28 protein-coding genes are annotated in these 26,557 nt (G+C 41.4%); 18 read left to right on the top strand and 10 right to left on the bottom strand.

Translation table 11 applies throughout. From position 1 onward, the window contains the following. Nucleotides 1-103: 103 nt before the first annotated feature. The 3 genes from T7867_RS05120 to T7867_RS05130 form a co-directional block, all read right to left on the bottom strand. A complete protein-coding gene (locus T7867_RS05120) occupies nucleotides 104-832 on the bottom strand; it encodes an RluA family pseudouridine synthase (RefSeq protein WP_068216436.1) in 729 nt (242 codons plus the stop codon). Further along, on the bottom strand, nucleotides 832-2,409 hold the full coding sequence (locus T7867_RS05125; protein ID WP_068216439.1) for a peptide chain release factor 3: 1,578 nt from the start codon (nucleotides 2,407-2,409) through the stop codon (nucleotides 832-834). Before T7867_RS05125 ends, T7867_RS05120 begins: the two co-directional genes overlap by 1 nt. Nucleotides 2,410-2,473: 64 nt before the next feature. After that, nucleotides 2,474-3,340: a lysophospholipid acyltransferase family protein gene (locus T7867_RS05130; RefSeq protein WP_322299916.1), complete on the bottom strand. Its 867-nt coding sequence runs from the start codon at nucleotides 3,338-3,340 to the stop codon at nucleotides 2,474-2,476. A 224-nt stretch (nucleotides 3,341-3,564) separates the two neighbouring features. Between T7867_RS05130 and dnaK the strand changes: the two genes are divergently transcribed. From dnaK to T7867_RS05175, 9 genes are all read left to right on the top strand, one after another. Next, entirely contained in the window at nucleotides 3,565-5,484 is a 1,920-nt protein-coding gene (gene dnaK / locus T7867_RS05135; protein WP_068216443.1) for a molecular chaperone DnaK, read from the top strand. Between the two features lie 236 nt (nucleotides 5,485-5,720). Further along, nucleotides 5,721-6,038, top strand: coding sequence for an ATP-dependent Clp protease adaptor ClpS (locus T7867_RS05140; RefSeq protein ID WP_394364962.1), 318 nt, complete (start codon nucleotides 5,721-5,723; stop codon nucleotides 6,036-6,038). An 18-nt stretch (nucleotides 6,039-6,056) separates the two neighbouring features. Next, complete coding sequence (recR, locus tag T7867_RS05145) at nucleotides 6,057-6,662, top strand: recombination mediator RecR (protein ID WP_068216445.1); 606 nt, start codon at nucleotides 6,057-6,059, stop codon at nucleotides 6,660-6,662. 5 nt (nucleotides 6,663-6,667) lie between these two features. Beyond that, on the top strand, nucleotides 6,668-7,864 hold the full coding sequence (locus T7867_RS05150; protein WP_068216447.1) for a pyridoxal phosphate-dependent aminotransferase: 1,197 nt from the start codon (nucleotides 6,668-6,670) through the stop codon (nucleotides 7,862-7,864). After that, entirely contained in the window at nucleotides 7,865-8,860 is a 996-nt protein-coding gene (locus T7867_RS05155) for a bifunctional heptose 7-phosphate kinase/heptose 1-phosphate adenyltransferase (RefSeq protein WP_068216449.1), read from the top strand. Further along, the gene (locus T7867_RS05160; RefSeq protein WP_068216451.1) at nucleotides 8,860-9,183 is read left to right on the top strand and encodes a cupin domain-containing protein; all 324 of its coding nucleotides are present in this window, start codon (nucleotides 8,860-8,862) and stop codon (nucleotides 9,181-9,183) included. The genes T7867_RS05155 and T7867_RS05160 overlap by 1 nt, the downstream gene beginning before the upstream one ends. A gap of 68 nt (nucleotides 9,184-9,251) precedes the next feature. Beyond that, nucleotides 9,252-10,508 (top strand): hypothetical protein, encoded by a 1,257-nt coding sequence (locus T7867_RS05165; protein WP_068216453.1) that lies wholly within the window; start codon nucleotides 9,252-9,254, stop codon nucleotides 10,506-10,508. A gap of 44 nt (nucleotides 10,509-10,552) precedes the next feature. Beyond that, entirely contained in the window at nucleotides 10,553-10,852 is a 300-nt protein-coding gene (locus T7867_RS05170; RefSeq protein WP_068216455.1) for a hypothetical protein, read from the top strand. Between the two features lie 3 nt (nucleotides 10,853-10,855). Next, nucleotides 10,856-12,091 carry a hypothetical protein gene (locus T7867_RS05175; RefSeq protein WP_068216457.1) on the top strand — a complete coding sequence of 412 codons (1,236 nt, stop codon included), beginning with the start codon at nucleotides 10,856-10,858 and terminating at the stop codon, nucleotides 12,089-12,091. A gap of 166 nt (nucleotides 12,092-12,257) precedes the next feature. Here T7867_RS05175 and T7867_RS05180 read toward each other — a convergent pair whose 3' ends face one another. The 4 genes from T7867_RS05180 to T7867_RS05195 form a co-directional block, all read right to left on the bottom strand. After that, entirely contained in the window at nucleotides 12,258-13,574 is a 1,317-nt protein-coding gene (locus T7867_RS05180) for an amidohydrolase (RefSeq protein ID WP_068216459.1), read from the bottom strand. A 299-nt stretch (nucleotides 13,575-13,873) separates the two neighbouring features. Beyond that, a complete protein-coding gene (locus T7867_RS05185; protein ID WP_273277575.1) occupies nucleotides 13,874-14,284 on the bottom strand; it encodes a hypothetical protein in 411 nt (136 codons plus the stop codon). After that, the gene (gene hemE / locus T7867_RS05190; RefSeq protein ID WP_273514561.1) at nucleotides 14,281-15,330 is read right to left on the bottom strand and encodes a uroporphyrinogen decarboxylase; all 1,050 of its coding nucleotides are present in this window, start codon (nucleotides 15,328-15,330) and stop codon (nucleotides 14,281-14,283) included. Before hemE ends, T7867_RS05185 begins: the two co-directional genes overlap by 4 nt. A 25-nt stretch (nucleotides 15,331-15,355) precedes the next feature. After that, nucleotides 15,356-16,090, bottom strand: a complete 735-nt coding sequence (locus tag T7867_RS05195) for a hypothetical protein (RefSeq protein WP_273514558.1) — start codon at nucleotides 16,088-16,090, stop codon at nucleotides 15,356-15,358. 168 nt (nucleotides 16,091-16,258) lie between these two features. Between T7867_RS05195 and T7867_RS05200 the strand changes: the two genes are divergently transcribed. The 3 genes from T7867_RS05200 (at nucleotide 16,259) to sdaAA (ending at nucleotide 19,081) form a co-directional block, all read left to right on the top strand. Beyond that, nucleotides 16,259-17,281: a sensor histidine kinase gene (locus T7867_RS05200; RefSeq protein ID WP_273514557.1), complete on the top strand. Its 1,023-nt coding sequence runs from the start codon at nucleotides 16,259-16,261 to the stop codon at nucleotides 17,279-17,281. After that, complete coding sequence (locus tag T7867_RS05205; protein ID WP_273514555.1) at nucleotides 17,281-17,985, top strand: LytR/AlgR family response regulator transcription factor; 705 nt, start codon at nucleotides 17,281-17,283, stop codon at nucleotides 17,983-17,985. Before T7867_RS05200 ends, T7867_RS05205 begins: the two co-directional genes overlap by 1 nt. A 190-nt stretch (nucleotides 17,986-18,175) precedes the next feature. Beyond that, the gene (gene sdaAA / locus T7867_RS05210; protein WP_273277114.1) at nucleotides 18,176-19,081 is read left to right on the top strand and encodes an L-serine ammonia-lyase, iron-sulfur-dependent, subunit alpha; all 906 of its coding nucleotides are present in this window, start codon (nucleotides 18,176-18,178) and stop codon (nucleotides 19,079-19,081) included. A gap of 97 nt (nucleotides 19,082-19,178) precedes the next feature. Here the strand turns inward: sdaAA and T7867_RS05215 are convergent, their stop codons facing one another. Genes T7867_RS05215 through upp form a run of 3 tightly spaced genes read right to left on the bottom strand, consistent with a single transcriptional unit; the run spans nucleotide 19,179 to nucleotide 21,217 of the window. After that, nucleotides 19,179-19,625, bottom strand: coding sequence for a hypothetical protein (locus T7867_RS05215; protein WP_068216472.1), 447 nt, complete (start codon nucleotides 19,623-19,625; stop codon nucleotides 19,179-19,181). A 1-nt stretch (nucleotide 19,626) separates the two neighbouring features. Continuing rightward, complete coding sequence (locus T7867_RS05220) at nucleotides 19,627-20,565, bottom strand: calcium/sodium antiporter (protein ID WP_068216474.1); 939 nt, start codon at nucleotides 20,563-20,565, stop codon at nucleotides 19,627-19,629. 4 nt (nucleotides 20,566-20,569) lie between these two features. Continuing rightward, nucleotides 20,570-21,217: a uracil phosphoribosyltransferase gene (upp, locus tag T7867_RS05225; protein ID WP_068216476.1), complete on the bottom strand. Its 648-nt coding sequence runs from the start codon at nucleotides 21,215-21,217 to the stop codon at nucleotides 20,570-20,572. A 79-nt stretch (nucleotides 21,218-21,296) separates the two neighbouring features. On the opposite strand from upp, the gene T7867_RS05230 reads away from it, so the two are divergent. From T7867_RS05230 to dnaJ, 6 genes are all read left to right on the top strand, one after another. Then, nucleotides 21,297-22,220: a M20/M25/M40 family metallo-hydrolase gene (locus tag T7867_RS05230; protein WP_068216479.1), complete on the top strand. Its 924-nt coding sequence runs from the start codon at nucleotides 21,297-21,299 to the stop codon at nucleotides 22,218-22,220. Beyond that, the gene (hpt, locus tag T7867_RS05235; RefSeq protein WP_322299917.1) at nucleotides 22,220-22,765 is read left to right on the top strand and encodes a hypoxanthine phosphoribosyltransferase; all 546 of its coding nucleotides are present in this window, start codon (nucleotides 22,220-22,222) and stop codon (nucleotides 22,763-22,765) included. The genes T7867_RS05230 and hpt overlap by 1 nt, the downstream gene beginning before the upstream one ends. A 42-nt stretch (nucleotides 22,766-22,807) precedes the next feature. Next, nucleotides 22,808-23,383 carry an adenylate kinase gene (locus T7867_RS05240; RefSeq protein ID WP_068216483.1) on the top strand — a complete coding sequence of 192 codons (576 nt, stop codon included), beginning with the start codon at nucleotides 22,808-22,810 and terminating at the stop codon, nucleotides 23,381-23,383. A gap of 66 nt (nucleotides 23,384-23,449) precedes the next feature. Next, nucleotides 23,450-24,445: a GTPase ObgE gene (obgE, locus tag T7867_RS05245; protein ID WP_068216487.1), complete on the top strand. Its 996-nt coding sequence runs from the start codon at nucleotides 23,450-23,452 to the stop codon at nucleotides 24,443-24,445. Between the two features lie 287 nt (nucleotides 24,446-24,732). Beyond that, entirely contained in the window at nucleotides 24,733-25,320 is a 588-nt protein-coding gene (locus T7867_RS05250; RefSeq protein ID WP_068216489.1) for a nucleotide exchange factor GrpE, read from the top strand. A 1-nt stretch (nucleotide 25,321) separates the two neighbouring features. Next, nucleotides 25,322-26,437, top strand: a complete 1,116-nt coding sequence (dnaJ, locus tag T7867_RS05255; protein ID WP_322299918.1) for a molecular chaperone DnaJ — start codon at nucleotides 25,322-25,324, stop codon at nucleotides 26,435-26,437. The last annotated feature ends 120 nt before the right edge of the window (nucleotides 26,438-26,557 follow it).

Consider the following 26,557-nt stretch of genomic DNA (forward strand, 5'->3'; position numbering starts at 1 on the left):
AAGCCTTTCATTGGCTACCGCCAATACCTAATAAATAATCGTTTCAGAATGATGAATTGTTCAACACCCCAAATCCGCTAAAACAAACCTTTCAACAATATTCTTATGAAAACATATTGTTGATGTTCTTTTCCTTTACTTTTACCTCATCTAATGTTAAGAACTGTTCCCAGAACTGCTCATTTGGTAAACCTGCTACAATTACGATAGGCTCTTTTTTTACTGGGTGCTCAAAGTACAATCTGCGGGCATGTAGGTTGATGCTCTTGTCCTCATTAGGTTTTTTAAAGCCATACTTTAAATCACCACGAATTGGGCAACCAAACTCCGACATATGTACCCTCAGTTGGTGTGGCCTTCCAGTTAACGGTTCTAATTCAACTAAGTAATGATTGTTCAGCTTACCTAACACCTTAAAGTTAGTCTCGGCTTTCTGAGCACCATCTATCGGTTCAGCATAAGCAGTCACGGTGTTTTTCGCTCCATCCTTCTTCAGCCAGCTTACTAGTTTACCTTTTTGCTGACTTGGCCTTTTCTTTACAATAGCCCAATAGGTTTTTTGAATCTTTCTAGAAGCGAAAATTTTATTCATTCGCTCCAAGGCTTTAGACGTACGAGCAAAAACCAAGACACCACTTACAGGTCTGTCTAGTCTGTGAACCGGATGAAGGAAAACAGCCCCTGGCTTATTGTACTTCTCAGCAATGTACTCCTTACAATAATCTAATAAGGTTTTGTCGCCAGTGTGATCACCTTGAACAAGGTAACCAGCTGGTTTATTGACAATCAGTAGGTGATTGTCTTCATATAGAGGTTGAACGATGCTTTCCATTAGAATTCGCTTGTAAAGTGAAACTGAATATCGGGGAAGTTGTCTTGAACCATTTGAAGCCAAGCTTTTGATTCAGCCATAAAAACAAGTTTATCGTCTTTGTCTCTGGCAATGTGCCTTTGCTTTGAGCTGATAAACTCATTCAATTTTTTCGGATCCTTAGCCGAAATCCAACAGGCCTTATAAAGCTGCATTGGAGCAAACTCAACCGAAGCTCCGTACTCGTGCTTCAATCTATATTGGATTACTTCGAACTGAAGCTGACCAACTACACCAACTGCCTTTCTAGAGCCTAATTCAAAGCTAAAGAGCTGTGCAACACCTTCATCCATTAGCTGCTTCAAGCCTTTATCTAATTGCTTGGTTTTCATGGCGTCTTTGTTGATCACCTCTCTGAAAATTTCAGGAGAGAAAGCAGGAATACCAGTGTAAATACCTTTCATGCCTTCAGTCAGGGTGTCACCAATTTTGAAGTTACCAGTATCATACAAACCAATAATGTCTCCTGGGTAGGCTTCATCAATGGTTTCTTTATCCTGAGCCATAAAGGCTGTGGCTTGAGATATTCTGAATTTTTTATCCTGACGGGTGTGGTAATAATTAGAACCTCTTTCGAATTTACCAGAACAGATTCTTAGGAATGCGATTCTGTTTCTGTGTTTTGGATCCATGTTTGCGTGAATCTTGAACACAAAACCTGTAAACTCTTTATGAGTTGGAGTAATCATTTCCTCATCCAGCTTTCTTGGCTTTGGGTTAGGCGAAATTTTAAGGAAAGTATCGAGTAGCTCCTTCACTCCAAAGTTATTTACTGCCGAGCCGAAGAAGACAGGAGCCACTTTCCCAGAAAGGTAGTCTTCCACAGGAAGCTCACCGTAAAGATCTTGCAGCATTTCTACATCTTCGCGCAGCTGATTTGCATAACGCTCTCCAATTAGTTTTTCTAACTCTGGAGAGTTGATGTCTGAGAATTTAGTAGCCTCTTCGTGGAGTTGCTGCCCACCTTTAAAAAGCCTCAAGCTTTTGTCGTAAAGGCTGTAAACACCCTGGAAAGTTTTACCCATTCCAATTGGCCAACTGAGTGGATGAACTTCTATACCAAGCTTGCCTTCAATTTCATCGAGCAAATCATAAGGGTCTTTCCCTTCACGGTCAAGCTTGTTGATGAATGAGATCACCGGAGTGCTCCTCATTCTACAAACCTCCATGAGTTTCTCTGTCTGAATCTCAACGCCTTTCACACAGTCGACTACCATAATTACGGAGTCAACCGCAGTAAGCGTACGGTAAGTATCTTCGGCAAAGTCTTGGTGACCAGGAGTATCGAGTAAGTTGATTTTTGAGCCCTCGTATTCAAACGCCATCACGGAGGTTGCCACTGAGATACCTCTCTGCTTTTCTATCTCCATCCAGTCGGAACGGGCGTGCATATCGATTTTATTCGACTTCACAGCTCCCGCCTTTTGAATGGCACCTCCAAAAAGCAAAAGCTTTTCAGTGAGCGTGGTTTTACCCGCATCTGGGTGACTTATAATTCCGAAGGTTCTACGTTTCTCTATCTCCTGCGCTATGCTCATCTCGTTGAAATTGAGCTGCAAAAGTACTTAAAATCTCCGTCTAGACATAACCTCGCCTAAAATGTCATTCACCTGCCTTTCTCTTTCTTTTCCAGCGTTTATGAGACCACAGCCAATACTCTGGCCTTTCTTGAATTATTTTTTCTAAGGTCTTATGATGCAGTTCGGTGATTTCTCCATGTGCCGTGTTCAGCGGATCTTCAGTAAGAATTTCTAAAGTCATGCAGTAATGTCCTCTTTTGACTTTCTCATTCTTTGCGAATACCACTGCGTAGTTTCTTTCTTTAGCATACTTTTCGGCTCCAAAGGCTACTGGGGTTTCCTGATTTAAAAACTCCATCCAGTATACTTTTTTTGCAATGGTTGGAGATTGATCTACGCCAAAGAAAATAGCATACGGATCTTTGTGTTCTTTAAAGAACCCTTCTCGAATAGCCTTTCGTGATACAAGTAGCATTCCGGTTTTTGACCGAGCCTCTAACATTTTGCGCTCAAAGAATTCAGACTTGAATTGATGGTAAATGCCTAGTGTCTGGTGTTTAAACCAGGGGTTAATACCTGTGGCTACATACTCCCAGTTATTATAATGTCCTGTACAGATGATGAGCCCTTTGCCTTGTTCAAACAGGTGGTCGACAATTTCAGGATTTGAAACGGTCTGCTTGACCGCTAATTCTTCAGCCGTCATGGTTTGCATCTTGATACCTTCCAGCATGACATCACAAAAGTGTCGGTAGAACTTCCTTCTAATATCCTTTATTTCTGCTGCCGATTTCTCGGGGAAGGACTTCTTCAAATTGGTGTTGACTACTCTCGTTCGATAACGAAATATCTTATAGCCTGTCCAATACAAGAAGTCAGAAAATCCATAGACCATCCACCAAGGCATGCGAGAGATAGGAAATACAACGAGGTAGTAAAAAAGAATCATAACTAGAATTGACTTAGTAAAATCAATAGACTGTGCAGTTTACTCATTTTTAGTCTGACAACCTGCATTGAAGGGCAAGTGACTTTTCGTCCATTACACGGTAAAGTCATCAGTTCTGAAATCTACTTTCTGTCAATGTGTCACCATCTGTCAGAAAAATTCGATTGGCATAACCATTGTGTAATGGGAGTCGGATTTGAATTAGAAAATATTACAGATAGATCATGGGAAAAATTATTGGAATAGACTTAGGTACTACCAATTCATGTGTTGCGGTGATGGAAGGTAATGAGCCTGTTGTGATCCCTAACAGTGAAGGCCGAAGAACCACACCATCCATTGTGGCATTTTTGGATAATGGTAATGGAGAAAGAAAAGTAGGTGATCCTGCCAAGCGTCAGGCCATCACAAACCCTTTGAACACCATTAGCTCTGTGAAGAGATTTATGGGTAAGAAATACTCAAATGTTTCAAATGAACTAAGAGGCATTTCTTACAAAGTAGAAAAAGGAAACAATGACACCGTAAGAGTTAAAATCGGTGACAGAAATTATACTCCTCAGGAGCTTTCAGCAATGATCCTTCAGAAAATGAAGTCTACTGCTGAGGATTACCTTGGAACAGAAGTGACCGAAGCGGTAATTACCGTTCCTGCTTACTTCAATGATGCTGAACGTCAAGCGACTAAAGAGGCTGGCCAGATTGCAGGTCTCGAAGTAAAAAGAATTATCAACGAGCCGACTGCTGCATCATTAGCATATGGTCTCGATAAAAAAGATAAAGATCAGAAAATTGCTGTATACGACTTAGGTGGAGGTACTTTCGATATCTCTATCCTTGAGTTGGGAGATGGTGTATTCGAAGTAAAATCTACCAATGGTGATGTTCACCTGGGTGGTGATGACTTCGACCAGGTGATCATTGACTGGTTGGCTGACGAGTTCAAGAATGATGAGGGTCTTGACCTAACTAAAGATCCAATGGCACTTCAGCGTTTGAAAGAAGCCGCAGAGAAAGCGAAAATTGAATTGTCTTCTTCAAACTCAACTGAGATCAACTTGCCATATATTATGCCTGTTGATGGTGTGCCAAAACACTTGGTAAGAACTCTTTCAAGAGCGAAGTTTGAATCACTAGCCGATAACCTGGTGAAGAGATCAATGGCTCCTGTGAAGAAGGCGTTGGAAGATGCTGGTTACAGCACTTCAGATATTGATGAAGTAATCTTGGTAGGAGGTTCAACCCGTATTCCTAAGATTCAGGAAGAAGTTGAGAAGTTCTTCGGTAAGAAGCCTTCTAAAGGTGTGAACCCAGATGAGGTTGTGGCTATCGGTGCTGCTATCCAGGGTGGTGTGTTAACAGGTGAAGTGAAAGATGTATTGCTTCTGGATGTTACTCCGCTTTCATTGGGTATCGAAACCATGGGTGGTGTATTCACCAAACTGATTGAGTCTAACACTACTATTCCGGCTAAGAAGTCTGAGGTGTTCTCAACAGCGGCTGACAACCAGCCTTCAGTAGAAATTCACGTATTACAAGGTGAGCGTCCAATGGCGAAGGATAACAGAACCATCGGTAGATTCCACCTGAGTGATATTCCACCAGCACCAAGAGGAGTTCCTCAAATTGAGGTAACCTTCGATATTGATGCTAACGGTATCATGAACGTGTCTGCTAAAGACAAAGGAACTGGAAAAGAGCAGAAGATTAAGATTGAAGCTTCTTCAGGCTTGACAGATGAGGAAATCCAAAAGATGAAGCAAGAAGCTGAAGCTAATGCTGATGCGGATAAAAAGGAGAAGGAAAGAGTTGAGAAACTCAATACTGCTGACTCCTTGATCTTCCAAACCGAAAAGCAACTGAAAGAATATGGCGACAAACTTTCAGAAGGTAACAAGAAGCCAATCGAAGAAGCACTTGCTCACTTAAAAGAAGTACACCAGAAACAAGATTTAGATGCTATTGACCCAGCGGTTGAGGCATTGAATAAAGCTTGGGAAGGTGCTGCTCAAGAGATGTACGCTGCCTCTCAAGGCGATGCTGCAGGTGCACAGCCAGGTGCTGATGCTAACGCAGGTGATACTTCTGGTTCGGACAACGGATCTGGTGATGTATCAGACGTAGAGTACGAAGAGGTTAAATAAACCTAGTACTCGATAAATTATAAATGAACCCTGATCTCAGAAGAGGTCAGGGTTTTATTTTGATGCCCTAATCTTTCTCTGACCCGTCATTGCTAGGAGAAAGTTTGACCCACGTCACAATCTTCTGCTCCTGATATCTAGGGACGCGAAGTTTATTCCTCGCAAAGTCGGAGACGAGACAAATTACTGATACACTGATTTCTGATTAACCATTACCCTCACAACTGGTTAAGACAATGATTTTCATTAAATTTGAGGCAAAATTCAGAGATATGCGATTAAGCTACAAAGAGCAAGAAAGCGTTGATGTGTTAGAAGAAGTAGTTGAAGAAGACCTGTGCGATCTGGTAGTCTTTAATGACGATGTGAATACTTTTGAGCATGTGATCAATATCTTAATGAAGGTGTGTAAACACTCTGCAGAACAAGCGGAACAATGTACGCTCCTCATTCACTACAAGGGAAAATGTACGGTTAAGCACGGCTCATTTACCGAGTTGAGACCTATGTGTGAAAGTATTTTGGATGCGGGAATTACCGCAACAGTAATGTAAATTTTCTCCTTCTAGACATTGAACTTCCCACCAAAAATTGTTGAAGATGCAATAGAAGAAATCTCAAAGCTGCCCGGTATCGGTAAAAAAACAGCTTTAAGATTAGTCTTGCATTTGCTCAAACAAGACAAAGATGCCACCTCTAACCTTACTGCGGCACTTTCTCACTTACGAGAAGATGTGCAGTATTGCGGCACCTGTCATATGATTTCAGATACTACAGATTGTACTTGTAGAACCATCACAAGAGATTTAGCCACCATTTGTGTAGTGCAGGACACTCCAGATGTTATGGCTATTGAAAATACGCATCAATACAAAGGCCTATATCATGTACTGGGAGGCGTTATATCTCCAATAGAAGGCATTGGACCAGAAGATTTACATATTGAATCTTTGTTTAAGCGAATAGATACAAGTGAGCCTAAAATTGAAGAGGTAATTTTAGCGTTGAACCCAACAATGGAAGGTGATACTACAGCCTTTTATATCACTAAAAAATTGAAGGCTTTAGGCATAAAAGTCACTACTATTGCAAGAGGAATACCTATTGGAGGAGAACTAGAGTATGCCGATGAAGTTACTCTGGGTAGAAGTATTTTGACAAGAACGATATACGATTAGAAAACATGAACATTGTTTCAGACCGCATCAAGAATATGGCCGAGTCGGCCACCTTGGCCATGGCAGCAAAAGCCAGAGAGTATAAAGCTAAAGGTATTAATGTAATTAGCTTGAGTTTGGGTGAGCCAGATTTTAAGACTCCTCAGCATATTCAAGACGGTGCTAAAAAAGCGATTGATGAAGGCAAGTATTTCGCTTACCCTCCAGTAAATGGTTACCAAGATTTAAGAGAGGCTATTTCTGCCAAGTTCAAAAATGAAAATGGTTTAGATTACTCAGCCGATCAGATTGTGGTTTCTAATGGCGCGAAGCAATCTATTGCCAACATTTTTCAAGCTATCATCAATGAAGGCGATGAGGTAGTGGTGTTTTCTCCATTCTGGGTGAGCTACTCTGCTCTAATCGAATTGGCTGGCGGTGTTCCTGTTTTTGTGAATGGTGGAATCGAAAACGACTTCAAAGTAACTGCCGAGCAATTTGAGGCAGCTATAACGCCAAAAACCAAGGCCATGATTTTCTCTTCGCCTTGCAACCCTACTGGTTCTGTTTTCACCAAAGAAGAACTAGAACCAATCGCAGAAGTGGTGTTGAAACATGAAAATATGATTGTGGTTTCTGACGAAATCTATGAGCATATAAACTATACGGGTGCTCACATGAGCATTGGTGCACTCCCTGGCATGTTAGAAAGAACAGCAACTGTAAACGGAATGGCCAAAGGCTTTGCCATGACAGGTTGGAGAGTGGGTTATATTGGCGCACCTCTTTGGCTAGCCAAAGCTTGCAATAAGGTGCAAGGACAATTTACCTCTGCCAACTGTTCTATTGCTCAGCGTGCAGCATATACTGCCCTAACAACAGACTTAGAGCCAACCAGAGAAATGGCCAAAGAATACTTGCGAAGAAGAGACTTGGTAAAAGGCCTACTCGATGAAATTCCGGGTTTTAAAACCAATGTCCCTCAAGGCGCATTCTACTTCTTTCCAGACGTGAGCGCCTACTTTGGTAAATCTGATGGAACAACTACTGTAAATGATGCCGATGAGCTTGCTATGTATATTTTAGAGAATGCTCAAGTATCGGTAGTTACTGGTGGTGCTTTTGGTGCGCCTAACTGCATCAGGCTATCTTATGCCGCTTCAGAAGAAGACTTAAGAAATGCCATCAGCCAAATGAAAGAAGCTCTAGCAAAACTTAAATAAATGACTTTTAACAACGCGGAATCACTTTTTGAGGCATTCAGCAAACTGAAGGTTTTGGTTATTGGCGATGTAATGGTAGACTCCTACATCTGGGGTTCTGTAAGCCGAATTTCTCCAGAAGCGCCTGTACCCGTTGTCTTAGCCAAAAGCAAAGAAAAAAGACTTGGAGGTGCTGCTAACGTAGCGCTCAATGTACAGTCTTTAGGGGCTACTCCCATTCCCTGTGCCATTGTTGGAGATGATGCAGATGGTGATTTTTTTATTGAAAGACTCAACGAAAGAGGTATTCCGAGCAAAGGGGTCATTACAAGTTCAGAACGTGTTACCACAGTAAAAGAGAGAATTTTGGCAGGCTCTCATCAAATGCTTAGAGTCGACTCTGAGTCTGACAAAGACATGAGTGAAATTGAGCAGAAAAGCCTACTTGCTCACATCAGAAACTTACTTCCAGAATGCGATGTGGTCATTTTCGAAGACTACGATAAGGGAGTAATCAATAAAGCTATCATTTCAGAAACCATAGAAGAAGCCAATAAGCTGGGTATTCCTACCGTGGTGGACCCGAAAAAGCGCAACTTCTTAGATTACAAAGGAGCCACGCTCTTTAAGCCGAACTTGAAGGAGCTAAGAGAAGGCATGAAGATCGATGTAGATCCGAAAGACATGGATTCTGTTAAATCAGGAGCCAAAGCACTACAAGAGGCGCTTGGTGCTAAAATGGTTATGGTAACCCTTTCTGAGCATGGAGTCTTCATCAAAGACAATGGAGAAACGCATCACATTCCTGCGCACATTAGACAGATCTCGGATGTTTCTGGTGCTGGTGACACAGTAATTAGTATTGTGGCTTGCGCCTTAGCTGCAGGCTTAGATGCTAAAAGAACTGCGGCTTTAGCCAACCTTGGTGGCGGCTTGGTTTGTGAGTATGTTGGTGTGGTACCAATTAACAAGCAAGACCTATTGGAAGAAGCTGTAGAGCAAAAAATATTCAGTTAATGCCATTTGTCAACCTCAAAGACGTTCCATCTAAAGAGCTACTACCAGGCTTCTCTGGTAAAATGATTCATACTGAAAATATGACTTTGGCGTATTGGGACATCAAAGCTGGAAGTGTTTTGCCCGAGCACTCTCACGTTCATGAGCAAGTAGCTGCCCAAGTAATTTCTGGTGAATTTGAAATGACCCTACAAGGCGAAACAAAAGTCTTAAAAGCCGGAGACGTAGCCATTATTCCTTCCAATGAAATTCATTCTGGAAAAGCCATTACAGACTGTCAGTTATTAGATGTATTCAGTCCCGCTAGGGAAGACTACATGTAAATCACCTTTTAAGGGTAGAAAATTAGTCGCATAAAATTTATAACTTTTGGTCTCCAAACACACACCACATGGAGGCCATAATCTATATGCCAGGATTGGGCTCAGGTTTGTCAGACCAAAGCCTCAACACATTTGCCTACCGATATGTAAAGGCGGTAGACATCAATGAGCCTAACGAGAAGAAAAAGTATTCCATAAAAATTAGAGAGGAAAACTTTGGGATAGATGGCTCCCTCAAAACTCAGGTTGCTGGCCTATTCGAAGAACTCAATCAGGAAACCAAGCACATCATTGATATCTATGAGTATAGCTATATAGAAGAGCTAACCACTGAGTTTCGAAAGACCAGTATTATCTATAAAACCTTTCTGCTGAGCGTTATTCTTTCCCTTAACGGACCGAAAGTAATGTGGCACACCATACGCAAGCTCTTTAAACAGCGTGGTGGTATTTCAGAAGGACATTCAGGGCAGTTTTTATATGCAGCCTTTATTTTGGGAATTCTTACACTGTTCGGAGTACTATTGGTGGCGTCATTTCCTGTAGCAATTGGCGATCTTGTTGATGTAAAAAACCTTCCTCAGTTCAAGCATTTTTTAGAAAACTATAAGCTAGGCCAAGCAATAGAATCATTCTATTCCCTCTTAAGAGGAAAAGCAGAGTACCTGATTGGCTTCTTTGCTCTTTTCTATTTGGTTATGCCAGACATCAAGTTCTTTATCACCGAAATGGCTACCCAATTTATTTGCATGATCAGGTATTTCAGTGCTGGTAAAAATAGGCTGAACCTTACAGGCAAGTTTGAAGAGCTACTTGAAAAGGTGTGTGAAGATGAAAATGATTACGATCAGGTTACAATCATTGCCTACAGTTTCGGAACCATGGTGGCTCTTGATACAATGTTTCCAATGGTTGGAGCAACAAGCCATAGAGTTGCAGCCAAAATTACTCACTTAGTCACTATCGGGTGTCCTTACGACTTTGTAAGACTGTATTGGAAAAGTTATTATGAAGAAAGAGAGTTTAAGGCTATTAACCTCAGAAAGTGGTATAATATATATTCTGCTGCAGACATTCTCTCTTCCAACTTTAGGAAAGATCATCAGGTTGGCCCTGCCAATTTATCAGTTACAGCTAACGGAGTCACTCCAGAGAACTTACCTTTTAATGTGCTCCCAAAGAAAAGATTCAACCTTATAGGGTTTATAATGCTTTCTGGTATTCGTGCACATGGAATGTACTGGGAAGATCAACTCAACAGCTCCAGCTGTCTCACTACGCTGGTGGCCAAAAGGCATGAGACAGAAGAGAAACAGGCCACTTAAAATTTCAATTCATTCAACTATTCTAACAATTAAACCACAAACCAATGTCATTAACACGCGATGTTATTAAAATTCAGGTAGTTAAGCCTGCCTTAGAATCGGTAGGCGATTTTGATGGTGATTTTGAAGAGTTCAGCTTCAATAACTTCCAGCCTACATACCAAAGTGTCTTTCTAGAGAAGATAAAAACGAATATTCAGTCCATTCCTGTGACTGATGGAGATACTACTTATAACCAGTATATGTATGATGTTATCCTCAACCCAACCATTTTTTCTGGATGGACCATTGTAAAAGATTGCATCGATTATGTTTCTACTAATTATAGTACAGGACCCCGATAAGTCATGAAGAAGCTAATAGTAATTTTACTGTTGGTTTGTGCTCAAGCACAGGCTCAGTATACCTTTAAAACAGTGGTAGACACCCCAAATCCTCCAAAAATCAACGTCTTAATAGGTGATCTGGGAATCAATTCTAATATTAATCAGCTTGCAACTCTTTTGGCGTTTGACAAAAGTGAAAACAGTTTTGCCTTCTATGCCAATGGTAAAGAGTTATTTCAAAACCCTGATATTTCTGTAAAGACGAGGTTTCAGAACCAGAATATTCAGGTGGAAATTAGTGGACTCTCTAAGTATGAACTAGTCCTTCTGCAGAACACAAAGTCTAATGTTTATCTAAGTCCTAAAAGTGACATAATCCTTACATTAAATGGCGGAACAACAGCAACCATTGAAAAAGCGGATTTAGAAACGCAGTCTTTAGGAAAGATTAGTATTGACAAAAGCATCATGGATATGTATTTCTCTGCCTTTGGAGGAGATTATGCCTATGCTAACAACTCCTTCAATTGGAGCTTTACTCCAAAAAGTGAAAGCGATATAGACAATATGGAGTTGAATGCCGACTTCAGCTTTCACCAGAGTTATTCATTAGGTAGTGGTAAGGCTAAAAAATCTGATGCAAAACCCATTGTGTTTTACGCAAAGGGAAGAGTTAGCACAAATGCTAAAGATTCGCTCAACTACCTTTATGTGTACCCTGTCAACTTCAATATTTCTGGAGAAAGTGACGCTCAAATAATGGCTAGGTTAGGGGTGGAAGGAAATCAAACATTCACCAGTGGCAGAGTTGCCTTCAATTTTTCTTATGAGAAGCTGATCAGCAACTTGGTAAACTTAACCTACGGAAGCAATAGATTGCGCTTAAAGCCAGTGCTTAATGTTGGAGGAAAGATTTATAATGAGTTCGAAAATATGCGGATGGGAGCTGAGTCTGAAAATGAGTTCTCTGGCCAAGTATATGCCAACTTGTACTACAACATTCCCGTGTTCGATAATTACTCTTTAATTCTAGAGTCAAATGCATATTACGATTTCAGTGAATCGATAAACCCTGACCAGAAAATAAAGCTGAATTATAGCATTGCACTTGGAGTAGAGTTACCTAAAACTCCATTTAAAACGCTCTTCAAGTATAAGGATGGTCAAGTCGATGTTAATAACTTAGATGACAGTAATCTGACTATTGGTTTACTAACAGACTTTGAGTCATTAATTGGCGCAACAAAAAAGAAGTAGCACCAAAAGAAAAGAGGTGTCTCAAAAGTTACGATTATCGTCATTCCCAGCTTGACTGAGAATCTCTATTGGCCTTTGGAGCCACTTTTGGGAGATTCCCTCCCGATATGTCGGTACGGGGTCGGGAATGAGAGTTAGCTTTTGAGACCGCCTTTTACATTACCTCTTAATTCACCTTCTCAGCATAGTCTACCACTAATCTGCTCATGAGTTTGATACCGTCTAGCATTCCGGCATCATCTACATAAAAGTCTGGCGTATGATGTGGAGCAGCTTTTGCAGGGTCTTGGCCTTTTGGCATTCCACCTAAAAAGAAGAACAGCCCCGGTATTTCTTGCTGAAAGAATGAGAAGTCTTCTGCCCCAGTAATGGCGTTCATATTTGAGTTGACGTTTTCGGCACCAATAACTTCAACAAATGTACTGCCCATCATTGCCGTAAGCTGAGGGTCATTGTAAGTTACAGGATAACCCTGATCGATAGAAAGCGTAGCTTCCGCACCATTGCTTTCGGCTGTATTTTGCACTATGGTTCTGAATCGCTCGAAAAGTGTTTCCCTCATATCTGCATCTAAAGTTCTGATGGTGCCCACCATATTTACCTCTTCAGGTATAATGTTACTTCTTACACCTCCTTCAATTTTACCGAAGGTGAGAACGGCAGCAGCGGTGGTGAGCGGTAAACTTCTACTAACAATAGTCTGAGCATTATTGATGATCTGTGCCGCGGTTACTACAGGGTCTATACCTGTCCAGGGCGTTGAACCATGCGTTTGTTTCCCTTTAATTTTGATTTCGAAGCTATTAACGGCAGCCATAATGCCATTGGGTCTGTACATAACTTTACCAACTTCAGTTTGTGAGTTGATGTGCAGACCGAAAATCACATCCATTCCTTTGGTTACTCCTTCCTTCACCATAAGTGCTGCCCCACCTTCTTCACCAGCAGGAGCACCTTCTTCCGCAGGTTGAAATACGAACTTTACAGTGCCTTGAATATCCTTTTTTACCCGACTTAACACTTCGGCAACACCCATTAGAATGGCCACATGCGTATCGTGACCACAAGCATGCATTACAGGAACGGGTTCGCCATTATATTCTCCCATTTGTTTAGAAGCCCATGGCAGATCTACCCTTTCCTTTACAGGAAGCCCATCCATATCGGCACGTAAGCCAATAGTAGGCCCTGGCTTCCCTCCTTTCAGAATTCCTACTACTCCTGTTTTGGCAACTCCTTCTTGAACCTCAATACCTAAGCTTTTAAGGTGTGCGGCTATATAAGCTGCGGTTTTGAATTCGCGATTAGAGAGTTCAGCGTTTTCGTGAATCCAATGTCTCCATTCGATTACTTTAGGCTCAACTTCTTTGGCAAGCTCTAGCACTTCGTCTGAAAGTTTGGGTTTAGAATCGTTGCTAGGCGAGATGGAGGTTAGTCCGAAAAAAAGGAAAGAAAGGCAAAACAGGGATAAGGTCTTCTTCATAATACTAAGGTTGAATATGGAATATACTTCAATCGAAGAGAAGAACAAAGAATATGCAGCGGGTTAAATAACCTGAAACGACAGCTTTTGAGGAGTCTTAATACACCTGCCATAAGCTGTGCCTCCATAGGGTCTCCAGAAATTAATTGTGAAGACACAATCAATGGCGGTTTTCCGTATCTAAAAGTTACATTTTCCCGCTCAGAATCTCTCGCTGAGCAGACTGGGTTAAGACCGATCATTAGGAGACTCCTATGGGGATAATGAGGAAGAGAAGCCTTAATTCTCGTTGATGAAAACTATGGATTCAAGACTGAAACTTTGTTTAGTGTAACCTTATAGGTTTTTGACTTTCGATCATTAAAAACACCATACTTAACGTTTAAAGCCAAATACTTTTCGTTTGTTTCCACTGTGTATTGAGGATTAATAAAACCACCTATAAGGAATAAACTCTGAGCTGGATATTCATCATATTCAGAAACAGCTAGGTAAAAGGAGTAACTTATTTCGTGTCCTCCTGAAATACCAGCTGAACCCGGAGGATTCGATTTTTTAAATATGCTCAATGAGATATCTTCATTGGTATATCGGTTTTCCGTTTCCAGAGAGTTGAAAAGTGAAATCAGTTCAGAGTCTTCTATCTTCTCAACTACAGGTTCTGAAGAGATTAATTGAGTTGCAATTAAAAGAAGACTCAGGAAACTCATATTTCAGTAGACCTCAACTTAGCGCTATACTCCTTCACCGTATTAATAAAGACTTTCACTTTATTTGGGTCGATATCTGGGTAAACACCATGGCCAAGGTTGGCAATGTGTCTGCTAGTACCAAACTCATCAAGCATCTTCTTCGTGGCTTTTTCAATTTCCACATCAGGAGCGTAAAGCGCACAAGGGTCTAAATTACCTTGGAGGGTTTTGTTCTCACCAATCAGTCTGCGAGAATTCTGAATGTCCATGCTCCAGTCTAAACCGATGGTCTCACAATTCAGGTGTCTCATTTCGGAACGGGCAAAGAAAGCACCTTTACTGAACACGGTTACAGGAACCTCGGTAATCGCATCGCAGATTTCAGCGATGTATTTCATTGAGAATCTCTGGTATTGCTCTGGCCCGAGAATTCCAGCCCAAGAATCGAAAACTTGAACAATGTCTGCTCCGGCCTTTATCTGAGCTTTCAGATATTCAATGGTTGAATCTGTGATTAGCTTCAAAAGCTGATCGGCCATCATTGGGTCGTTGTACAACATTCTCCTTGCTTTGGAGAAAGTTTTACTGCCATGGCCTTCTACCATATAGCAGAAGATAGTCCAAGGAGCACCGGCAAAACCGATTAAAGGCACTCTCCCATTAAGCTCTTTTTTGGTGATTTTGATAGCCTCAAGTACATAACCCAAGTCGCTTTCAGCATCAGCTTTTTTAAGTGCCTTTAAGTCTTCATCGGTAGAAATGGTTTTAGGGAATCTTGGCCCTTTTTTCTCAACCATTTCATAAGGAAGACCCATGGCTTCCGGAATTACAAGGATATCTGAGAAGATAATGGCTGCATCAACACCCAGAATGTCTACAGGCTGAATAGTAACTTCTGCAGCTAGTTCAGGCGTTTGAGCCAATTCAATGAAGCCGCTTAGGCTATTTCTTACCGCTCTATATTCAGGAAGAATTCTACCGGCCTGGCGCATAAGCCAAACCGGGGTTCTTTCCACTTTTTCACCCTTTGCCGCTCTGATCAGTAGATCGTTCTGTAATTCCATGCCGCAAAGATAAAAATTGTTTCCGCTAGTAAAGCCGTGTTTTGTAAATCTTGACCTGATTATACTGACCTTCCATTTTCACAAAGTTTTGACCCTTCTTTGTGTACCAGAATCGAGTAGGTTGTGTACCACCATAATCTGTGAAAATCACCCAGCAATCGAGCGTTTCACCATTAGGGAGCGTGAGTTTGTCGCCACCTTCAACCTTTAGGTTGTAAAATGCAGGGGGTGTTGGGCTTCCTGGGTGATAAAAATTCATCACAAAGGTTTTTCCTTCACTCATTGGGAGTAGCGAGTAAGTTTCCAAGTCTACTTCCCAATTGTAGGTGGGTTCTGCCAATTTAAGTTGAAAGCCTTCTTGCTTGTTGTTTTGAGCACTGTCTAAGCCTGAAATAGAATTGTTGAAGAAACTAAAAGCTTCCAGCCCCTGCATCTTCGTTTTACGAATGTGCTGAACCGGCTTCATGGTGAATGGCTCGCAGAGGTATTCAAACTTACCAGACCATTGCTCATTGGGTGAATTCCATTCGTGGGTGATTTTCACAAATTCACTACCATTGACATTGACAATTTCCGTTGTTCGCTTTTTGATTGAAGCGTTGAGTTTTCCACCCATCTCGTTGTAAACCACATCTGTTACGGTACCTAATTCTAAGTTTTTGAACTGTTTGAACCGATGCCCCATTCGTATGGTATCGACCTTTTGGGCTTGTGCTAGACTCGCTAGCAGCATCATAATTAGTATTGCTGACCTTTTCATGGCGCCAATTAGCACCCTCCAATTTTCCAATGTTCAGCTAATAGATGTTCTCCAAGTTAAAAATCGGCAACCAGACTGGTTCAGTAGATTGATGTCAGATGTCGATCAAATTGCAGGAAGTGTCGAGTAACGTGACTCATAATGCTGAGAATGCGTTATTTGCAATTAATGAAATGGGTCGACAGGCGCAATATTGTTCTTCTACATGTCTCCTTTTGGGTGATTTTCGCCCTTTTTAAGGTATTCGATTATGCTAATGACATTCCAATCAATATGGCAGTTCGGCTGATAGTGTGTCAGCATATATTTAGCCTTATTGGTGCTTATGCCCATTACTTCTTACTATTACCATTACTTTTTCAGAAAAGGAAAAGAGTAATCTATACACTGGGGCTCATTCTTCTATTGGCACTTTGCATCATAGGCAGAGGCTGGTTGGAGAGTCAGCTAATTAGCGGAATCTTTCAAACGACATACTACAATGAGTGGACTTTGGCCAGGGTACTCAGCATGCTTTGGACTTTGATTTCCTTCATTGTGTTTATCTCCCTGATCAAGTTTACCATAGATCGCTTTGTTCTGGAAAGTCAGAAGAAGGAATTGGAGAATGAAAAACTGAATGCAGAGATCAACTACCTAAAAGCCCAGATTAACCCGCACTTTCTCTTCAATACGCTGCACAATCTCAACTATCTCAGTCAGATTAAGAGCGATCAGGCCACAGAAGTGATTGTGAAGCTTTCCAATATTATGCGCTACATGATCTACGAGTCGAATAAACCGAGCGTGACTTTGGCCAAGGAGGTTGACTATATTCAAGATTATTTAGACTTGGAAGCCATTAGATTAAATAAGACTTTCAATTTGAAGTTCGATATTTCAACGGTTGATAAGCAGATGAAAATAGCTCCACTCATCTTTATTCCCTTGGTAGAAAATGCCTTTAAGCATGGAATCAGTGATCAACAGGATGAAAACTGGATAATTATCTCGCTTCATTCTGAAAAGGGAAGGTTGGAATTTAAGGTTGAAAATAGCTTGAAAGAAAAGTCAGTTGGAAATTATGAAGCTTCGGGTTTTGGGTTGAAGAATCTTAAAAAGAGGTTGGGGCTGAGCTATCCCAAAAGGCATGAACTCAATATTCAAGAAGCTTCCGATAAGTTTTCTGTTCAACTAATTTTGAAGGACTAATGAGTTTGACTTGCCTGATTATTGATGATGAACCCTTCGCTCGAAAGCTCCTTTTAGACTTTTGCAGTCGCGTACCAAACCTTGAGGTTATGGGCGATTTTTCAAACGGTGTAGAGGCTCTTCAATACCTAAATACTCAAGCTGTTGATTTCATTTTTCTAGATATTAAGATGCCGGGCATTACCGGGATTGAAATGCTAAACAGCTTGAGAAATGCACCTAAGGTGGTTTTTACGACTGCTTTTTCTGAATACGCCATAGATGGATTTGAGCTAGATGCTGTGGATTATCTGCTGAAGCCATTCGACTTTCTTCGATTTCTTAAGTCAGTCAATAAAGTGCAGGCAGCTCTTCAGCCAAAGTCTATTGATTTATCTCAAGCCTCTGAATCAGACTTTCTTTTTGTTAAGGATGGAAGAGAATTGGTCAAGCTCAAGTTGAATGAGATTCTCTATGTAAAAGGGCAGAAGGATTATGTGATGTTCATGCTTAGAGATAAAAAGGTAATGAGCCTTATGAATATGAAAGACTTGGAGGAAGAATTAAAGGGTAAGCAATTTGTAAGAATTCACCAGTCGTTCATTATAAACGCTCAGCACATAGAGTCCATTTCCAACGATAGGGTAAAAGTGGGAGAAGAGTTTCTGCCCATTAGCCAGAGTTACAAGCTTAGCTTTCGAAGTTTTATAGAGAAGTTTCAATAGGTTGTCTGCGACTATTATCCTTTTCTATCCCGACCGTAGCGGAGGGATCGGCCTAGGTGGGTAGTTTTCTCCATAACTCTAGAATGAAAAAACGGCAGCGCTAGCTGAATCCCCATCTAAATCAGGACTCCTCCATCATTATTCAATCGTTTCCCATCTATTCATTAGCTTTGTGCCAAAGGAGGAAATTATGTGTTTTTTGTTCGAAAACTTTCAAGGCTGGAAAGACTATTGTGCCAAGCATGATATGGAGCTTTACGAAGCCGTAATTGAATATGAAGTTTCTGAAAAGGAGGCATCTGAAGAGATGATTTGGGCAGGTTTAGACAATGCCTATAAGGTGATGAAAGACGCTGTTCAAACAGGCCTAAGTCAAGATATGACTTCACGCTCTGGAATGATCAATAATGGAGCAAAGAAGGTTTTCAACTATCACACACCAATTCTCTCTAAAGAATTTCAAGTGCTTATTTCCAGAGCTCTTGCGGCCAAGGAAGTCAACTCCTGTATGGGAAGAGTGGTGGCTGCTCCAACGGCTGGCGCTTCAGGCATTATTCCTGGGGTAATGGTCACTTTCCAGGAGTTACACAAAGTGGAAGACCGTAAGATTCATGAAGGCCTTTTGGTAAGTGCTGGTATTGCCTTGATTATGGAAAAAAGGGCATCAATTGCAGGGGCTGTTGGTGGTTGCCAGGCAGAAACCGGAAGTGCTGCTGCTATGGCTTCTGGTGCCATGGTGTATTGCATGGGAGGCTCTGTCGATCAGGTGTTTAATGCTGTGGCTATAACCATTCAGTGCATGTTGGGCCTTATTTGCGACCCGGTAGCAGGTTTGGTAGAAGTACCATGCGTAGTGAGAAATGCCAGCGCAGCCGCTATTGCCAATAGTTCGGCACAAATTGCCCTAGCCGATGTAAGCGGAGTTATTCCAGTAGATGAGTGTGTTGAAGCCATGGGCGAGGTAGGCCAAAGTATGGAAACGCGCTACAAAGAAACTGCCATGGGCGGACTTGCCGCAACAATGACAGGTCAGGCCATTTCCAAAAGGGTGCTAATTCAAGATATTGAGATGTTACCTGACGAAGATCAGGAGTAATGTTACGATGTTTGTATGTGTTGATGTTTTGATGTTAGAGAAGTCGACTTCAAAACTTCGTAACCTAGAAACTTCTAAACACAGTAACCTCCAAACTTTAACCAACCAAGCCAATCTGGATCAGCCAATCAACGGAGAAAGTCCAGATTACGGACCAGAAGATGCCAAAAAGAAACATATAGAGGAATACTTGTTTGCGTGGTGCTCCAACTGAAGCCACAAGCAATGCTCCACCTGGAGGAGATAGAATAAGTGGTGTTAAAAAGCACACGCCAATCACACCGTATTTTTTCCAGATCCTCACCATTCTTCGGCTTTTGGGTGAAAATTTCTTCGGGTTCTTCACGAAAATAGGAATGACTTGCTTCTTTATTCTTTCACCCAGAAAGTTAAAAACCAGAACGCTTGTCATAAGCCCTGCCAGCGTTATCAGAATAATTTCTAGAGGACTTAAACCTGCCGCTGGCCCAAGCAGCGGTGGAAAAATCGACTTAAGGCAGGCCAGTAAGTATAAGCCAAGGTATTTTAATAATTCGGCAGCCATTCTAAAGAATCACAACAATGTAGGTAACGTAAATTGCCAACAAGATAATACCCGATGGCGTGCCTAGTCTCTTACGTAGAAGCATTAACGGAAGAATGCACAGGGTTATACCGAGCATCCAAATCATATCGCTAGAAATAATCATTTCATTCACCTCTAATGGGTGAATAATACTGGTAATTCCTAGAATGGAAAGAACGTTGAAAATGTTAGAGCCCAAGAGGTTGCCTAAAGCTAAGTCGGTTTCTCCTTTTCTTGCGGCAATAATTGAGGTGAAAAGTTCGGGTAAGCTGGTACCAATAGCTAAAATAGTAAGTCCTATAATTCTTTGAGAAACGCCAAAATCAGTAGCTATATCTGCCGCACCATCTATAAACCAGTTCGATCCGAAATAAAGAAAAACACCGCCTAGAGCTAAAAGGAAGACATCTTTCATTCTTTCGAACTTGGAGTCCTTATCTGGCTCAATAGTGTAATCTAGTTTTACTTTATCTTTTCTGGTTTTTATAAATAGAACGATCAGGTAAATAATTAGGCATATGAACAAGATGAGTCCCTCCCAGAATTCTAGCGCCTGATCTTGCACAAAAATGAAGAGTAGAATACTGCTAACCATGGCCACCAGCCAATCGCGAGCGGCAGTTCCTTTATGAATGGGTATATAACCCAACAGGCAGGTCACTCCTAAAACCAAACCTAAATTGGAAATATTAGAGCCAACCACATTACCCATTGCAAAGTCTGGCACTTCTTTAAAAGCAGCATTAAGCGATACAAGCAACTCTGGGGCAGATGTTCCAAAGGCTACTATGGTGAGACCTATTACCATAGGGCTTACGTTAAAACGCAAGGCAATTCTAGAAGCGCCTTTCACAAGAAAGTCACCTCCAAAAATCAATAGTACGAGTCCAATAATCAGTAAAAAAACTTCTAGCAGCATTAACTCACAGTTTCTGACCGAAGGCAAGATCTCCGGCATCCCCTAATCCCGGCACGATATAATACTTTTCATTGAGTTTTTCATCAAGGGCACATGACCACAGGTTGTATGCCGTGTTGAGATTGTCCTTCACATAACTAACTCCTTCTGGGGCAGCAATTGTTGTGGCAATATGAAGAGACTTTGGTTTGCCATTCTCAAAAAGGCTTTCAATACTCTTTACTATAGATTTTCCTGTTGCCAACATCGGGTCTACCACTATTACGGTTTTCTCGTTAAGGTTTGGTGTGGCCAAATAGTTCAACCCTATTTCTACAGGTTCATTGGCGGCATGGGGTAGCCTAGCAGCACCAATAAAGCCAAACTCTGCCCTGTCGAACAAATCTTGAAAACCTTGACTAAAAGGTAATGCGGCTCTAAGAATACTTATCACCACAACATCATCTTTCAAAAACTTTGCACTGCTTTTAGTAAGAGGAGTTTCAATTTCTCGAGATTCAAAATGAAGTGTTTTTGAAATCTCGTAAGCCAGTAACTGTCCCAGCCTTCTCAAGTTCTGTCTAAATCTCAACGGATCTTTCTGGGTTTCAACATCCCTTATTTCGGCCAAATATTGACAGGCAATGGAACTGTGCTGGTCTAGTATGAACATGCTCTTCAAAATCGACCGCAAGTTATACTTTTATTAAGGTAGCTGCCAATATTCTAGGCATGAACCCTATTTTTGCAGCATGCAAAAGCTCGACTTTTCTTTGCTGAAAGAACTCTGCAAGGTTCATGCACCTTCTGGTAATGAGGTGGCCATGAAAGATTTCCTACTGAACTATGTTAAAGAGAATCAGTCTGGTTGGAAAGTTCAACCTGAAGTAATACACGGTCCGGAGTTTCAAGACTGCCTTATGCTGAAGTTTGGCGAACCAAAAACCGCCATTTTCGCTCATGTTGATAGTATTGGCTTCACGGTTAGGTACCACGATCAATTGGTTCCTATTGGAGGACCCAAAGCTGAAACTGGTTATAAACTTGTTGGTGAAGATAAATTGGGCCCAATAGAGTGTGAGCTAGTTGAAAACGATGGTGACTTACATTACAAATTTGGTAGGGCTATCGAGAGAGGCACTGAGCTTGTATTCAAGTCAGACTTTAGAGAAACTGAAGACTTTGTGCAGTCTTGTTATTTAGATAACAGATTGGGAGTTTTCAATGCGCTAAAGGTAGCCGAAACCTTAGAAAATGGACTCATTGTATTTTCTTGCTGGGAAGAGCATGGCGGAGGCTCAGTGGCCTATTTAGCCAAATATATGGCAGAAAAGTGGGGTGTAATGCAATCGCTGATTTCTGACATTACTTGGATAACCGAAGGAGTGGTTCATGGTGAAGGCGTTGCTATTTCTATGCGCGATAGAAGCATTCCAAGAAGATCTTTCGTCAATAAAATCATCAACATTGCTGAAGAATCAGGTATCCCTTTTCAATTAGAGGTTGAAGGTGCCGGAGGAAGCGATGGTAAGGAATTACAGTCTGCTCCCTATCCATTCGACTGGTGTTTTGTGGGTGCTCCAGAAGATAATGTGCACAGCCCAGACGAAATTGTTCATAAAGCTGATATTGCTAGTATGATTCAGTTATATTCAACTTTGATGCAGAAATTATAATGCCTTTACCCTCAGTTACTGTTCACGATAAAACCTTTGAACTCTTCATCTCAGATGAGCAAATTCAGTCTAAAATTGCCGAGTTAGGCCAAAGGCTATCTGTAGACTTTGCCAGCAAAAAGCCTCTGCTAATAGGTGTGCTCAATGGTTCCTTTATGTTCGCTAGCGATTTAATGAAGAGCATCAACATAGATGCAGAAATTACTTTCATTAAGGTTTCTTCTTACAGCGGCATGCAAAGCCAAGGAAAAACCAAAGAGCTGATTGGTTTAAATGAAGCTATTGAAGGCCGTGAGGTCGTTGTGGTAGAAGACATTGTAGATACAGGAATTACGATGGAAGGCATAGTAAATGAGTTAAACAAAATGGGGGCTGCTAGTGTTGAAGTTGCTTCTCTTTTGGTTAAGCCAGACTGTCTCCAGAGAGATGTTACGGTGAAATACACTGGTTTCGAAATCCCCGAAAAATTCGTGGTAGGTTATGGCTTAGACTATGATGGTTTAGGCAGAAACCTGAAAGATATTTATCAATTAAAGCAGGAGTAGCGATTATCCTTATATTTGTGCCCTTGTTATAAAATCAATTACATGATTAATCTAGTATTGTTTGGCCCTCCAGGTGCGGGAAAAGGAACTCAAAGCGAGAAAATTATAAGCACGTTTGGGCTAAAGCATATCTCTACAGGCGATTTATTCAGAAAGCATTTAGGTGAAGGAACAGAGCTAGGAAAAGAAGCTCGTTCTTACATGGATAATGGAAAGTTAGTTCCAGACGAGGTAGTAATCGGAATGGTTGATGACTTCCTGAACGAAAATACAGACGCCAAAGGCTTTATTTTCGATGGTTTCCCAAGAACTGTAGCTCAGGCCGAAGCCTTAGACGAACTGCTTTCTAAAAGAGATACAAAAATTGATTGCATGATTATGTTAGATGTGCCTCAAGATGAGCTTAAAAGAAGGCTTTTGGAAAGAGGAAAAACTTCTGGCAGAGCAGACGATCAGAACGAAGAAAAAATAAACGTTAGAATTCAGGAATACCTGAATAAAACTTTGCCAGTTGCTGCCTTTTATGAAGAGCAAGGCAAGGCATGCAAAGTAAATGGTGTAGGAACTATAGATGGAATTTTCGAGGAAATAGAGAGTGCCATCAAGTCACACGTTTAACCGTTTTTCAAAATATAAATCTTTGAAGATGACCACTTTGGTCATCTTTTTTGTTAATATCAAGTTATGGCAGGTTCCAACTTTATAGATCACGTAAGACTGTATTGTCGTTCTGGAAACGGAGGAGCAGGTGCTGTGCACTTCCGAAGAGAAAAGCACGTACCTAAAGGCGGCCCTGACGGTGGCGATGGTGGTAGAGGCGGCCATATTATTTTGCGAGGCAACAAGCAAATGTGGACCCTGCTTCACTTACGATACCAAAAGCACGTTTATGCAGAAAATGGTGAAGGTGGAAGTGGTCATGGTAGTACTGGTGCCGATGGTAAGGATATAATTCTAGATGTTCCGTTAGGCACTGTGGCCAAGTTTACCGAGCCTGAAGAAAAGGTAATTTGTGAGATCACAGAAGATGGGCAAGAAGTAGTGTTACTTCCTGGTGGCCGTGGTGGTCTTGGAAACACCCATTTCAAAACAGCTACCAATCAAGCCCCAAGGCATGCTCAGCCTGGTGAAGCTGGCCAAGAAGAACTTTGTGTGCTCGAGCTTAAGCTTTTAGCCGATGTAGGTTTAGTAGGCTTTCCAAATGCTGGCAAGTCAACTTTGCTTTCGGTAGTATCTGCTGCTAAGCCAGAAATTGCAGATTATCCGTTTACTACACTTGTTCCTAATCTTGGCGTGGTTTCTTATCGTGACCATAGGTCGTTTGTAATGGCCGATATACCAGGAATTATTGAGGGGGCTGCGGAAGGCAAAGGTTTAGGTATTCGTTTCCTTCGGCACATAGAGCGAAATTCAATTCTTCTTTTCCTTGTCCCAGCCGATGCCACTGACATTCAAAAAGAGTATGACATTCTGCTAGGCGAACTGAAAAAGTATAACCCTGAACTGCTCGATAAAGAAAGAATACTGGCAATTTCTAAATGCGATATGCTCGATGAAGAGATGATCGCAGAAATGAAAGAACTTCTTCCTACAGATATCGAAACGGTTTTCATTTCATCAGTCGCTCAAATGGGCTTACAAGAACTGAAAGACCTGATTTGGAAAAGAATTAATCAATAAAATAAAGTCTAAAAGTTGGTCTTGGTGAAGGAAGCTGAAAAGTTAAGCCAGCTACCATTTGATTCCCTAAAGGGGGCTGTTATTCAGCTTATGCCACCCTTTAGGGGCGGGGTAAAAACAGAGAGGCATCCTAATCAACTTTTCAGCTATTTGGAGTATTTGAATACATATATCAATCAATAAACTGACATCTATTTTCGTCTTCCAAAGCGCTTTATGCCATAATGACACCATAGTATGGCTTGGCAAAAAAATTGTGCATGGGCTGGCGGTTTATAAGTGAAACAATGGCAAAGGATAAGAAAGCAAGCAAAAATCAAGAAGAGAACGAAGTATTGGAAGCTGAGAACCAAACTGCTACCGAAGATCAAGTAGAAGATAATTCTGCAAAAGAGGAGCAGGTTGAAGAGCAAGAAGAACTTTCTGCCGAAGAAAAGCTCGAAATTGAGTTGGCAGAAGCCAAAGATAAATACCTAAGACTTTACTCTGAGTTCGAAAACTTTAGAAGAAGAAATGCTAAAGAGCGCATTGACCTGATTAAGACAGCTTCTTCTGATCTTATGGTGGAGCTGCTTCCAACTATAGATGATTTCGAGAGAGCCAAAAAGGCAAACGAAAATCAGGAAGATATTGAATCAGTGAAAGAGGGTTTCGGCCTTATTTCAACTAAGTTATTCAAGACACTCGAGTCTAAAGGGCTAAAAGTGATGGAAACAGAAAAGGGCACTCCTTTCGATGCAGACCTTCACGAAGCTGTTACACAATTCCCAGTAGAGGATGAGGAACTAAAAGGAAAAATTATTGATACCGTAGAAAAGGGTTACTACTTAGGAGAAAGAGTAATTCGTTTCGCTAAAGTGGTGATAGGAGCTTAATATGGCAAAAAGAGACTACTACGAAATTTTAGGGGTAAGCAAAGGTGCAACTGAAGATGAGTTAAAGAAGGCTTATCGTAAGTTGGCTATTAAATATCACCCTGATAAAAATCCAGACGACCCAACTGCTGAAGACAAGTTTAAAGAAGCTGCAGAAGCTTATGATGTACTAAGCAACAAAGAAAAGCGAGCTCAGTACGATCGCTTTGGCCATGATGGCATGCGTGGTGGTTTCGGTGGCCAAGGTGGCGGCATGAACATGGACGATATCTTCTCGCAATTTGGAGATATCTTCGGTGGAGGCGGCAGCCCATTTGAAAGCTTCTTTGGTGGAGGCGGTGGTGGCAGACGCCAGCGCAAAGGCTCTAACCTGCGCATCAAGCTAAAGCTTAACCTAGAAGAAATTGCCAACGGTGTTGAAAAGAAAATAAAAGTGAACCGTCTGATCAACGCAGACGGAGTAACTTTCAAAACCTGTAATACTTGTGGCGGAACCGGCCAAATGAAGAAAGTGGTGAATACCATGCTCGGCCAAATGGTTTCTGCCAGTACCTGTTCTACCTGTAGTGGTTCAGGTAAAATCATAGATAAGCGACCTCCTGGTGTAGATAGCACTGGCTTGGAAATGAAAGAAGAGGTTATTCCAATCAAAATTCCTGCGGGTGTTGGTGACGGAATGCAGCTTTCTATGTCGGGCAAAGGAAACATGGCTCCGGGTGGAGGTGTTCCGGGTGACTTACTCATTGTAATCGAAGAGATTGAAGATGAGCAACTCAAGCGTGATGGCAATAATGTGGTATACGATCTTTACGTAAGCTTCATTGACGCTGCTTTAGGTGGAAGCATGGAAGTGCCAACTATTGATGGAAAGGTTCGTATTAAGATTGATCCAGGAACCCAAAGCGGAAAAATTCTTCGCCTTAGAGGAAAAGGTATCAAAGATATTAACGGTTACGGCAAAGGAGATCAGCTGATTCACGTGAATGTGTGGACTCCTAAAAAGCTAACCAAGGAGGAAACCGAAATGCTCGAGAAGCTGAGAGCTTCAGAAAATTTTGCTCCTGCTCCGGGTAAAGGAGAAAAAGGCTTCTTCGAAAAGATTAAAGAGTTCTTTTAAAATACTTTAAGTGTAATCCCCGACCAAGTCGGGGATTTCTTTTTAAAGCCATTGTCCTCTTAAATGCCGCCCATACGCGGGAATGACAGGCTGCATTTACTACCCCATGTGAGAAGACTT

This window comes from Roseivirga spongicola (genome assembly GCF_034376045.1).
GTDB lineage: Bacteria > Bacteroidota > Bacteroidia > Cytophagales > Cyclobacteriaceae > Roseivirga > Roseivirga spongicola.